Source organism: Pseudomonas sp. LFS044 (assembly GCF_047978245.1).
GTDB lineage: Bacteria > Pseudomonadota > Gammaproteobacteria > Pseudomonadales > Pseudomonadaceae > Aquipseudomonas.
Genome location: NZ_JBFPFX010000014.1, coordinates 29,500 through 42,154, shown reverse-complemented (window position 1 = coordinate 42,154; position 12,655 = coordinate 29,500). Strand labels below are relative to the sequence as shown.

Below are 12,655 nucleotides of genomic sequence, written 5' to 3'. Positions count from 1 at the left end.
AGTCACCAGCAACAGGGTGTTGAAATTGGTCAGCCACTTCAGGCGCATAGCCGCGAACTTCCTGCGGGGGAGTGAAGATAGGTGCCTGAAGTTATTGCTATTTTGTGACGTGGTGATGACGGTGGTGGCTTATTGCTATGTTGTGATTGAACGCTAAGGCTCTACCCGCACCACGCAATTGCGCCCCGCATGCTTGGCCCGATACAGCGCCTCGTCGGCTGCACTGGCCATGGTCAATGCATCGAGTTCTTCATCCATCTGCACCACCCCGGCACTGAACGTGCACTGCAGGTCGCTGGGCTGCGCCGGGTAGAGAATCTCGGCAAAGCGCCGGCGAATCTCGTCGAGCACCTTGTGCGCAGCGTCCAGCGCGGTGTTGGGCATGACGATGGCGAATTCTTCGCCGCCGTAGCGGCCTATGAAGTCGCTCTTGCGCAGGCGTTGCTTGAGGAACAATGCCAGGCTCTTGATCACCCGGTCACCCATGGGGTGGCCATGGTGGTCGTTGATCTTCTTGAAGTGGTCGATATCGAGCATGGCGAAGCTCAGCGGCTGGCGCTCGCGGCGGGCGCGGAAGCTGCAGTCTTCGAGCAGTTGCAAGATATGCGTGTGGTTGTACAAGCCGGTCAGGCTGTCACGGACCATGCGCGCTTTGAGGTGGCGGGCGCGGGCGGCACGGTTGCGCACCGTGGTGATCAGGTGGCGCGAGCGGATTGGCTTGGTCAGGAAGTCGTCGCCGCCTTCGCTCATTGCGTCGAGCTGTTTGTCCAGGTCGTCCTCGGCCGACAGGTAGATGATCGGCACGCTGACATAGCGGTCGTTGTGGCGGATCACCTTGGCCAGTTCCGGGCCGGAGCAGCCTGGCATGTACAAGTCGAGGATGATCAGGTCGGGTTGGAACTCGGCCAGCTCGGCCATGGTGCGGATCGGGTCGGTCAGGCTGCGGGTGATCATGCCGGCATTGGCCAACACGCGCTCGGTATGCAGCGCCTGGGTGCGCGAGTCGTCGATGATCAGCACCCGCAGCGGATCATGCGGGGCGGTGCTGGTGATCATCTCGAGTTTTTCCAGCAGGCTGGAGGCCTCCAGCGTGCCGGTCAGAAACGCCTGCCCACCTGCGCGCACGGCCGCCAGGCGGGTGGGCGTGTCGGTTTCGTGGTGGCTGAAAAACAACAGTGGAACCGCTTGTTCCTGGCCTTGCTGTACGCGTGCGGCCAAAGGCACACCGCCTCCAGGCCCGTCGAAGTCGACATCCATCACAATGGCTGCGGGCGGTTGTTCGGCCACCGACGCCATGAATGCGCCAGCGTCGAACAGCGGCTGCGCGCTCAGGCCGAAAAACTCCAGCTGCTGAGCCAGGCGCTCGGCACGCTCGTGGTCCCGCAACAACAGGTACACGGGCTTCCGTGCCGGTCGCAGCAGCGCCTGATCGGGAGGGTCGCCTTTGCGCAAGCGGGTGCGCGAAAGGCGTTGCAGCAGGTGATCGAGCTCCTGCTTGAGGCGCTCTTGGCTCGGCTCCGCGGCTTGGGTCATGTCCTGACTACTTATAGGTGGGAGGTGCAGGTGCGATGATGGCTCTATGCTAGCAGCTCTTTTAAGGCGTGCGCGTGCGCAGCATCAACAAAGCGTTGATAACGAATATTCAGTTACTGACCCACTGGTCGCTTATGCGTACGGCAGTGTCTGCTTTATAGTGCAGCTACCCGGGCTTGCCGTGGCACCCTGGCGAACGCCTGTGGTCAAAGCCCCTGAACCGTCGTGACTGATTAAGGACAAAAGCCATGCTGGACTGGAAAAACCGCGAGGCCAAAGCCGAGCCCCGTGAGCGTGTCGACGGCCGCGGCGCTGCCGCCCGTAGCTACTTGGGTGGGCTCTGGAGCCGTGCCCTGGGGACCCTGATCGGGTTGTACCTGCTGGTCTGCATTGGCCTGGGCTGGTACTGGAGCCAGGAGCCGGAACTGTTCCCGGTGCAGCAGAATGCCCAGGCGGCGGCCGAGCGCAACGGCCAGCAGATGGTGATCGGCTACACCACCATCGAAACCCTCAAGACCGTAGCCGGTACCTTGCTGAACAAGCCGGGTGGCTATATCTCCAACGACCGCTTCCCGCCGGGCCTGTGGATGGACAACATGCCGAGCTGGGAATATGGCGTGCTGGTGCAGGTGCGTGACCTGTCCCGTGCCCTGCGCAAGGACTTCGCCCGCTCGCAGTCGCAGTCCACCGAAGACGCCGACCTGGCCAAGGCCGAGCCGCGCTTCAACTTCGACAACAAGAGCTGGATCCTGCCATCGAGCGAGTCGGAGTTCGAAGAGGGCATCAAGTCGCTTAGCCGCTACCAGACCCGCCTGGCTGCCGGTGACAAGGGTGCGATCTTCTACACCCGCGCCGACAACCTGAACAACTGGCTGGGTGATGTCGCCACGCGTCTTGGCTCGCTGTCGCAGCGCCTGTCGGCCAGCGTTGGCCGGGTCAAGCTCAACACCAACCTGAAAACCGAGTCGGTGGTTGCCGGCCAGGCGCCGCAGGTGGATGAGGAGGTGGTCGAAACCCCGTGGCTGCAGATCGACAACGTGTTCTACGAAGCCCGCGGCCAGGCCTGGGCGCTGTCGCACCTGCTGCGTGCCATCGAGGTGGACTTCGCCGACGTGCTGGCGAAGAAGAACGCCACCGTCAGCGTGCGCCAGATCATCCGTGAGCTGGAAGCCTCGCAGGAACCGCTGTGGAGCCCGATGGTGCTCAACGGCAGCGGCTTCGGCATGTGGGCCAACCACTCGCTGGTCATGGCCAACTACATCTCGCGGGCAAACGCTGCGGTAATCGACCTGCGCCAGCTGCTGTCGCAAGGTTGAACATGGCCATCAGCCCAAACGAGGCCGCCCACCGGGCGGCCTCCGACCGTGAGTTGGTCGCCTGGGTGGACGAAGCCGACCAGGTGCTCGGCGCGCTGCCCAGGGCTGAACTGCGTGAGCGCGGCCTGATCGGCCGCTGCACGTTCATTCTATTGTTCAATGGCGCCGGTGAGCTGTGCGTGCACCGGCGTACCTTGAGCAAGGCGCTGTACCCCGGTTACTGGGATGTGGCGGCCGGCGGCATGGTGGCGGCGGGCGAAGCTTATGCCGATTCAGCGGCACGCGAACTGGCCGAGGAGCTGGGGGTGGAAGGTGCCGAACTGCGCTTTCATGAGCGCTTCTACTTCGACCAGCCAGGCAACCACCTGTGGTGTGCGGTGTATTCGGCGGTGTCCGATGCGCCCCTGCGGCTGCAGCCGGAAGAGGTGATCGAGGCCAGGTTTGTCAGCGTGGCCCAGGCGGAGGCTGAAAGCAAAGTACTGCCCTATTGCCCTGACTCGCTGGCGGCTTTGCAGCGATATAAAGCCAGCCAATAGGCGCGGATTCATCCGCGAGGCGCCGGTCCAGACACCTGCATTTCATGGCAAGGACTACGCCCTGTTCGCGGATAAATCCGCGCCTACACAACCGCCTGATTTATCGTTACACTGCGCGCCCTTTTCGGGCTGTCGCAGGTACTTGCGGCAGTAGCGCCGCCCCTGCCAGAGTGGGGCTTCGCGGTCGGCTCCCGCCGACCAGTTTTTGTCCTCAGCACAGAGGAACAAAAGTGGCCAAGAAAGCTTCTTCCTTTTCCGCCCTTGGCGGTCTCGTGTTCTCCACCGACGCTGGTCGGCACTGCCCCGACTGTAGCCAGCCGGTGGATGCCTGCATCTGCAAGCAGCAAACCCTTCCCGAAGGCGACGGCATTGCCCGTGTGCGCCGCGAGAGCAAAGGCCGTGGCGGCAAGACTGTGACGACCGTCACCGGCGTGCCGCTGCCGCCTGACCAGCTCAAGGAGCTGGCCACCACGCTCAAACGCCGCTGCGGCACCGGCGGTGCCCTGAAGGACGGGGTTATCGAGATCCAGGGCGACCATGTCGAGCTGTTGATCGGCGAGCTGACCAAACAGGGTTTCAAGGCGAAAAAGTCCGGCGGCTGAGGCCATCGCGCGATTTTTTGCCCAGTGCTTTCTAAACTCGTTCCCGTGGCCAGGGTCTATGCCTGAGCACGGATGAATCGTCATTTTCAGCTTTTACACTCGCCCCGCTGCCTGCGGGGCAGTGTCTTCGACTTATCTATAGGGGACTTGAATGTCCGTACGACGCACACGCAAAGACGATGGTAGCCAATGGACCGTGGCCGACAGCCGCAGTGTTTACGGCATCCGCCATTGGGGCGCTGGTTATTTCGCCATCAATGAAGCCGGGCGCGTCGAAGTGCGCCCCAACGGCCCCGAGAGCGCGCCGATCGACCTGTTCGAGCAGGTCGACGAGCTGCGCCAGAGCGGTTTGTCGCTGCCGCTGCTGGTGCGTTTCCCGGATATTCTGCAGGACCGCGTGCGCCAGCTGACCGGTGCCTTTGACGCCAACATCGCGCGCCTGGAATACCAGAGCCAGTACACCGCGCTGTACCCGATCAAGGTCAACCAGCAGGAAGCGGTGGTGGAAAACATCATCGCCACCCAGAACGTCTCGATCGGCCTGGAAGCCGGCTCCAAGCCCGAGCTGCTGGCTGTGCTGGCGCTGGCGCCGAAGGGCGGCACCATCGTCTGCAACGGCTACAAGGACCGCGAGTTCATCCGCCTGGCGCTGATGGGCCAGAAGCTCGGCCACAACGTGTTCATCGTCATCGAGAAAGAGTCCGAGGTGGCGTTGGTGATCGAAGAGGCTGCCGACCTGAAGGTCAAGCCGCAGGTCGGTTTGCGTGTGCGCCTGTCGTCGCTGGCTTCGAGCAAGTGGGCTGATACCGGTGGTGAGAAATCCAAGTTCGGGTTGTCTGCTGCCCAGCTGATTTCGGTGGTGCAGCGCTTCCGCGATGCCGGCCTGGACCAGGGCATCCGCCTGCTGCACTTCCACATGGGCTCGCAGATCGCCAACCTGGCCGACTACCAGCACGGCTTCAAGGAAGCCATCCGTTACTACGGCGAGCTGCGCGCGCTGGGCTTGCCGGTCGACCACATCGACGTCGGCGGTGGCCTGGGCGTGGACTACGACGGTACCCACTCGCGCAACGCCAGCTCGATCAACTACGACATGGACGACTACGCCGGCGTGGTGGTGGGCATGCTCAAGGAGTTCTGCGACGCGCAGGGCCTGCCGCACCCGCATATCTTCTCGGAGAGCGGCCGTTCGCTGACCGCGCACCACGCCATGCTGGTGATCCAGGTGACCGACGTCGAGAAGCATAACGACGACGTACCGACCATCGAAAACAAGCAAAGCCTGCCCGAGACCGTTCAGTGGCTGGCCGACCTGCTCGGCCCGACTGACATCGAGATGGTCACCGAAACCTACTGGCGCGCCACCCACTACATGGGTGACGTGGCAGCGCAGTATGCCGATGGCAAGATCAGCCTGGCCGAGAAAGCCCTGGCCGAGCAGTGCTACTTCGCCGTGTGCCGGCGCCTGCACAATTCGCTCAAGGCCCGCCAGCGCTCCCACCGCCAGGTGCTGGACGAGCTCAATGACAAGCTGGCCGACAAGTACATCTGCAACTTCTCGGTGTTCCAGAGCTTGCCGGACACCTGGGCCATCGGCCAGGTGCTGCCGATCATCCCGCTGCACCGCCTGGACGAGGAGCCGCTGCGCCGCGCTGTGCTGCAGGACCTTACCTGCGACTCCGACGGCAAGATCAACCAGTACGTCGACGAGCAGAGCATCGAGACCAGCATGCCGGTCCATGCGCTCAACGAGGGCGAGGACTACCTGCTGGGCGTATTCCTGGTCGGCGCCTACCAGGAAATCCTCGGCGACATGCACAACCTGTTCGGTGACACCGATTCGGTGAACATCTACCAGAATGCCGATGGCAGCGTGTACCACGCCGGCATCGAGACCCACGACACCATCGAAGACATGCTGCGCTACGTGCACCTGTCGCCGGAGGAGTTGATGACCCACTACCGCGACAAGGTGGCCAGCGCGAAGATCACCGCCCGCGAGCGCACCCAGTTCCTCGATGCACTGCGCCTGGGGCTGACCCGGTCTTCTTACCTGTCGTCGTAACCGCCGGGGCCGCTTCCACTTTTGATGTGTGGGAGCGGCCTCGCGTCGCGAAAGGGCTGCAAAGCAGCCCCCAGCTTCAGTGAACCCACAACCCTTTTTGCTGCAACCGCCACCCCACCCACCCCAGCGTCACCGCCCGCAACGCCATGAACCCAAGAAACGCCAACCACAACCCATGGTTGCCAAAGCCACTCATGGCCCACGCCAACGGCAGTGCAATCAGCACTGAAACCAGCATCGCGTTGCGCATCTCCCGCGCCCGCGTTGCGCCGATGAACAGCCCATCGAGCAAATAACTCCACACCGCCACCAACGGCAGTACCGCCAGATACGGCAAGTACGGGTAGGCAGCCGTGCGTACGCTGTCGATATCAGTCTGCAGGTCGATGAACAAGTGCCCAGCCAGCAGGAACAACCCGGCAAAGCCCAAGCTGGTGATCAACGACCAGCCACAGGCCACCACCAGTGAGCGGCGCAATGTGTCGCGGTCGCGGGCGCCGATGGCATGGCCGCACAGGGCCTCCACCGCATGCGCCAGGCCGTCGAGGGCGTAGGCAGTCAGCAGCAGGCCATTGAGCAGCAGCGCATTGGCCGCCACCGTGGCTTCACCCAGGCGCGCGCCCTGCACGGTGATCAACAAAAACACCAACTGCAGCGCCAGGCTGCGCAGGAAGATGTCGCGGTTCACCGCCAGCAACGGCCGCCAGGCTTGCCAGCGCTTGAGTGCCGCCCAGGCGATATGGCCGGGGTAGGCGCGCAGGGCAGGGCGGGTGAGGGCCAGGCCAAGCAGCGCCGCAGCCCACTCGGCGATCACCGATGCCCGCGCCGAGCCCAGCACCCCCCAGTCCAGACCCAGTACAAACCAGAGGTTGAGCGCGATGTTCAGCAGGTTGGTGGTCAGCAGAATGGCGAGCGGCGCACGGGCATTCTGGGTGCCGAGGAACCAGCCGACTAGCGCGTAGCTGGCCAGTGCTGCAGGAAGGCCGAGCAAGCGCGTGTGGAAGAAGGCTTCGGTGGATTGTTGCAAGGCCTCGCTTGGTTGCATCGCGTGCAGCGCCAACTGGCTGAAGGGCAGGGCGAGCAGGCCGATGAGCAAGGCGAAAGCAAGCGCCAGCAGCAGGCCTTGCACCAGAACCTGGCGTAGCGCGGCGCCGTCCGCGCGGCCCGCTGCCTGGGCGGCGAACCCGGTGGAGCCCATGCGCAAGAAGCCCATCAGGCCGACCATGAAGGTGAACAGCGTGGCGCCCACCGCCACTGCGCCAAGCTGGTGGGCGTGGGGCAGGTGGCCGATTACCGTGCTGTCTACCAGTGCCACCAGGGGCACCGAGATGTTGGAAAGGATCATCGGCGCGGCCAGGGCCCAGACCTTGCGATGGGTGAGACGGTGCTGCCAGTCGGTGGCAATTTGCGACATTTGAAGTCCTGGGTAAGCGGGGCCCAAGCCAGCTCCCAAGGGGCATGCACCGCCGTTGCCGGCGCTGAGGACGCTGTGGGAGCCGGCTTGCCGGCGATTGGGGCGCGCAGCGCCCCCTTTTGGATCGAATGGCCGCATTGTACCGGCCAGCCACCTGCCGTTGCGCTATAGTTGCGCCCTCACGTACACGCTGCCAAAGAGTCCCCACTCCATGTTCAACAAAGGATTGTTGCTGGCCTGCGCGCTGGCCCTGCTCAGTGCCTGTGATTCCTCGACGCCGGACAAACCCGCCGCTACCGAAAAGCCGGCCGCGACTGCTGCAGTCGAGGCCCCGGCGCCCAAGCGCGAGGACCCTGCGGTGCTCGCCAAGCGTTACGAGGGCCGCGAACTGTCCGTGCTGGATGTCTCGGAAGTGCAGCTCGATGGTGCCAGCACCCTGTCGGTCAGTTTTTCCGCACCGCTGGACGCCAAGCAGGACTTCGCCACCAAACTGCACCTGGTGGACACCGTCAAAGGCAAGGTGGACGGTGCCTGGGAACTCTCCGACAACCAGATGGAACTGCGCCTGCGCCACCTGGAGCCGCAGCGCAAACTGGTGCTGACCGTCGACAAAGGCCTGCTGGCGGTGAACGGCAAGCAGCTCGACAGCGAATCGGTGACCCGCCTGGAAACCCGCGACATGCAGCCGACCATCGGCTTCGCCAGCCGCGGCTCGCTGTTGCCCACCCGCCTGGCCGAGGGCCTGCCGGTGATTGCCCTGAACGTCGACAAGGTCGATGTCGAGTTCTTCCGGGTAAAACCGGAGATGCTGTCGACCTTCCTGGTCAACTGGGGGCGCAACAGCAGCCTGTACTACTACCAGTCCAAGGAAACCCTGGCCTTGGCAGACCTGGTCTACAGCGGCCGCTTCGACCTCAACCCGGCGCGCAACACGCGCGAAACGGTGCTGCTGCCGATCGCCGGGATCAAGCCGCTGCAAGAGCCGGGCGTGTACCTGGCCGTGATGCGTGCCTCGGGCACCTACGACTACTCGCAGCCGGCAACGCTGTTCACCCTCAGCGACATTGGCGTGTCTGCCCACCGCTATCGCGACCGCCTCGACGTATTTGCCCAGGCGCTGGAGGGTGGCAAGGCACTGAAGGATGTGAACCTCGAGCTGCATGACGAGAAGGGCAAGCTGCTGGCCCAGGCCAAGACCGATGGCGAAGGCCATGCCCAGTTGCCCATTACGGCCAAGGCCGACACCCTGATCGCTACCCAAGGCGTGCATACCACGCTGCTGCGCCTGAACACGGCAGCCCTGGACCTGGCCGAATTCGACATCACCGGCCCCCAGGCCAACCCCTTGCAGTTCTTCATCTTTGGCCCGCGCGACCTGTACCGCCCGGGGGAGACGGTGCTGCTCAACGGCCTGCTGCGTGACCAGGACGGCAAGCCGGTCAAGGCCCAGCCGGTAAGCGTGGAAGTGCGCCGGCCGGATGAACAGGTGAGCCGCAAGTTCGTCTGGGAGGCCGATGCCAATGGCCTGTATCAGTACCAGTTGCAACTGGCCACAGAAGCCCCGACCGGCCGTTGGCAGCTGCTGCTCGACCTTGGCGGTGGGCACAAACAGGTCTACGAATTCCTCGTCGAGGACTTCCTCCCCGAGCGGCTGGCGCTGGAGCTCAAAGGCAGCAGCACGCCGCTTTCGCCGGACCAGACTGCCGAGATCCAGGTTAACGGTCGTTACCTCTATGGTGCCCCGGCAGCCGGCAATCGCCTGAGCGGCCAGGCCTACGTTCGCCCCCTGCGCGAAGCGGTGCCGGCGCTGCCTGGCTACCAGTTTGGCGCTGTGACCGAGAGCGAGTTGAACCAGGACCTGGAGCTGGACGAAGTCACCCTCGACCAGGCCGGCAAGGCCACGGTCGCTATTGAAAGCCGATGGGCCGAAGCCCGTTCGCCACTGCAACTGACCGTTCAGGCCAGCCTGCAGGAGTCTGGCGGCCGCCCGATAACCCGCCGCCTCGAACAGCCAATCTGGCCTGCCGAGCGCTTGCCTGGCTTGCGTGGCCTGTTCGATGGCGAAGAGACCGACAGTGACGGCCCGGTAGAATTCGAGTTCCTGGTTGCGGACCGCGACGGCAACAAGCTGGCAGCCAACGACCTGAAGGTTCGCTTGGTCCGCGAACGCCGCGACTACTACTGGAACTACTCGCAGAGCGACGGCTGGAGCTACAACTACAACGAAAAATTCCTCACCCAGAGCGAGGAAAACGTTCAGGTCAAAGCCGGCTCTACCGCCAAGCTGACCTTCCAGGTCGAGTGGGGCCCGTACCGGGTCGAGGTGGAAGACCCCGAGACCGGCCTGGTTTCCAGCGAACGCTTCTGGGCGGGCTATCGCGCCCAGGACAACGCCGAAGGCGGCGCGGTGCGCCCCGACCAGGTCAAGCTGGCACTGGACAAACCCGCCTACGCCGACGGGGATACCGCCAAGGTCACCGTCACGCCCCCAGCCGCCGGTACCGGCTACCTGATGATCGAGTCCAGCGACGGCCCGCTGTGGTGGCAGGAGATCGACGTGCCAGCCGAAGGCAAGACCTTCGACGTGCAGCTGGACAAAAAGTGGGCACGTCACGACCTGTACATCAGCACCCTGGTGATTCGCCCGGGCGAGCGCAAGGCCAATGCCACCCCCAAGCGTGCCGTGGGCGTGCTGCACCTGCCGCTGGGCCGTGCCGAGCGCAAGCTTGCGGTAAGCCTGCAGGCGCCGGAGAAGATGCGGCCCAAACAGCCGCTGACAGTGAAGTTCAAGGCGGCCAATGCCGACGGCAGCATCCCCAAACAGGTGCATGTGCTGTTGTCCGCAGTCGACGTGGGCATCCTCAACATCACCGACTTCAAGACCCCAGACCCATTCGCCAGCCTGTTCGGCCGCAAGGCCTACGGCGCCGACCAGCTGGATATCTACGGCCAGCTGATCGAAGCCGGCCAAGGCCGCCTGGCCAGCCTGGCGTTCGGTGGTGACGCGGCCATGGCCAAGGGCGGCAAGCGCCCCAACACCACGGTGACCATCGTTGCCCAGCAGAGCCTGCCGGTAACCCTGAATGAGCAGGGCGAAGGCGAGGCGACGGTCGATATCCCGGACTTCAACGGTGAACTGCGGCTGATGGCCCAGGCCTGGACCGAAGAGCACTTCGGTATGGCCGAGGGCAAGACCGTGGTGGCCGCGCCGCTGATCGCCGAGCTTTCGGCGCCGCGCTTCCTCGCCGGTGGCGACCGCACCAGCCTGGCGCTGGACCTGGCCAACCTGTCTGGCAGCGCCCAGCAACTGAGCGTCGACATCACCACCGAGGGCCAGTTGAGCCTGGCGGCGAGCGCGCAGCAGACTGTGGCCTTGGCCGAAGGCCAGCGCACCACGCTGATGATTCCGGTGCAGGCCCAGGGCGGCCTGGGCCAGGGCAAGGTGCATGTACGGGTCAATGGCCTGAAGCTGCCGGGCGAGGCGGTAGATGCCTTCGAGCGCGAATGGACGCTGGGCATCCGCCCCGCCTACCCGGCAATGCTCAAGCACTACCGGGTGGCCCTCAAGGACCAGCCGTGGACCTTGCCGGAAGCCGACCTGGCGGCCTTCGAGCCTGCCGGGCTGGAAGCCAGCCTGGCCCTGTCGAGCCGCCCCCCGCTGAACCTGGCCGAGCAGATTCGCGCGCTCGAAGCCTACCCCTACGGCTGCCTGGAACAGACCACCAGCGGTCTGTACCCCTCGCTATACGCCGACGCCGAGAGCCTCAAGCGCCTGGGCATCAAGGGCGAGCCGGCCGACGTGCGCAAGCGCAAGATAGAGATGGGCATCGAGCATTTGCTGGGCATGCAGCGCTACAACGGCAGCTTCGGCCTGTGGAGTTCGGACAGTGAAGAAGAGTATTGGCTGACCGCCTACGTCACCGACTTCCTGCTGCGCGCCCGCGACCAGGGTTACGGCGTGCCGGCCGAGGCGCTGAAGAAGGCCAGCGAGCGCCTGCTGCGTTACCTGCAGGAGCGCAACCTGATCGAGGTCGACTACAGCCAGAACGCCGAGCACACTCGCTTTGCCGTGCAGGCTTACGCTGCGCTGGTGTTGTCGCGCAGCCAACAGGCGCCGCTGGGTGCCTTGCGCAGCCTGTTCGAACGCCGCGCCGACGCACGCTCCGGCCTGCCGCTGGTGCAACTGGCGGTGGCGCTGGACAAGATGGGCGACAAGCCGCGTGCCCAGGAGGCCCTGCAGGCGGGCCTGGGCATCAGCCGCAGCAAGGGCTGGATGGCCGATTACGGCAGCAGCCTGCGGGACCAGGCGTTGATCCTGGCGCTGTTGCAAGAGAGCAACCTGGCCAGCAACCAGGTCGACCAGCGCCTGTTCGCGCTGTCCGACGAGCTGGCAGCCAACCGCTGGCTGTCGACCCAGGAACGCAATGCGTTGTTCCTTGCCGGCCGTGGCTTGCTCGGCAAGCCGGAGAACCCATGGAAGGCGCGCCTGGACAGTGCCGGTGAGGTCCGTGAGTTCAACAATGGGGAGTCAGGCATGAAGCTGGAAGGCCCGTTGCTGGCATTGCCGCTGAGCCTGCAGAACGAAGGCAGCGAAACCGTGTACCAGCAACTGACGCTCTCGGGCTACCCGCGCCAGGCGCCTGCCGCTGGCGGTAATGGCATGGAGATCCGCCGTGAGTACCTGGGCATGAATGGCCAGCCGCTGGACCTGCACAACCTGCGCAGCGGCGACCTGGTGCTGGTGCACCTGGCACTCAAGGCCAGCGACGCGGTGCCGGATGCGCTGGTGGTCGACCTGCTGCCGGCAGGCCTGGAGCTGGAAAACCAGAACCTGGCGCAGAGCGCTGCCAGCCTGGATAACGCCAGCAGCGCCGTGAAGCAGTGGCGCGAGTCGATGCAGAACGCCAGCGTGGTGCATCAGGAGTACCGTGATGACCGTTATGTGGCGGCGCTCAAGCTAGATGGCTATGGCACCACCCACCTGCTGTACCTGGCCCGTGCGGTAACCCCGGGCACCTACCGCGTGCCGCCGCCGCAGGTCGAGTCGATGTACCGGCCAAACTTGCAGGCGGTGGGTGATGGGCAGGGTGAGATGACCGTCATAGGGCGTTGACGCGCAGCTGCAAGCTACAAGACAAAGCCAAACGCGGTGGGTCTTCCATCGCCAATCGGCTTGAAGCTTGTAGCTT

The 12,655-nt window shown here is 64.5% G+C and carries 7 protein-coding genes; 5 read left to right on the top strand and 2 right to left on the bottom strand.

Annotated elements, in window-relative coordinates; genetic code table 11:
* Positions 1–153: 153 nt before the first annotated feature.
* Entirely contained in the window at positions 154–1,533 is a 1,380-nt protein-coding gene (locus tag ACNQPL_RS13775; protein ID WP_416467043.1) for a diguanylate cyclase, read from the bottom strand.
* A gap of 248 nt (positions 1,534–1,781) precedes the next feature.
* Here ACNQPL_RS13775 and ACNQPL_RS13770 point away from each other — a divergent pair, with 248 nt between their 5' ends.
* The 4 genes from ACNQPL_RS13770 (at position 1,782) to speA (ending at position 6,052) form a co-directional block, all read left to right on the top strand.
* On the top strand, positions 1,782–2,849 hold the full coding sequence (locus ACNQPL_RS13770; protein ID WP_387522423.1) for a DUF2333 family protein: 1,068 nt from the start codon (positions 1,782–1,784) through the stop codon (positions 2,847–2,849).
* A gap of 2 nt (positions 2,850–2,851) precedes the next feature.
* Entirely contained in the window at positions 2,852–3,385 is a 534-nt protein-coding gene (locus tag ACNQPL_RS13765) for an NUDIX hydrolase (RefSeq protein WP_346614736.1), read from the top strand.
* Between the two features lie 230 nt (positions 3,386–3,615).
* Positions 3,616–3,987 carry a translation initiation factor Sui1 gene (locus ACNQPL_RS13760; protein WP_346614735.1) on the top strand — a complete coding sequence of 124 codons (372 nt, stop codon included), beginning with the start codon at positions 3,616–3,618 and terminating at the stop codon, positions 3,985–3,987.
* Positions 3,988–4,138: 151 nt separating this feature from the next.
* Positions 4,139–6,052: an arginine decarboxylase gene (gene speA / locus ACNQPL_RS13755; RefSeq protein WP_346614734.1), complete on the top strand. Its 1,914-nt coding sequence runs from the start codon at positions 4,139–4,141 to the stop codon at positions 6,050–6,052.
* A 76-nt stretch (positions 6,053–6,128) separates the two neighbouring features.
* Here speA and ACNQPL_RS13750 read toward each other — a convergent pair whose 3' ends face one another.
* Positions 6,129–7,466, bottom strand: a complete 1,338-nt coding sequence (locus ACNQPL_RS13750) for an MATE family efflux transporter (protein WP_346614733.1) — start codon at positions 7,464–7,466, stop codon at positions 6,129–6,131.
* Positions 7,467–7,677: 211 nt separating this feature from the next.
* Between ACNQPL_RS13750 and ACNQPL_RS13745 the strand changes: the two genes are divergently transcribed.
* Positions 7,678–12,579: an alpha-2-macroglobulin family protein gene (locus ACNQPL_RS13745; protein ID WP_416467042.1), complete on the top strand. Its 4,902-nt coding sequence runs from the start codon at positions 7,678–7,680 to the stop codon at positions 12,577–12,579.
* Positions 12,580–12,655: the final 76 nt, after the last annotated feature.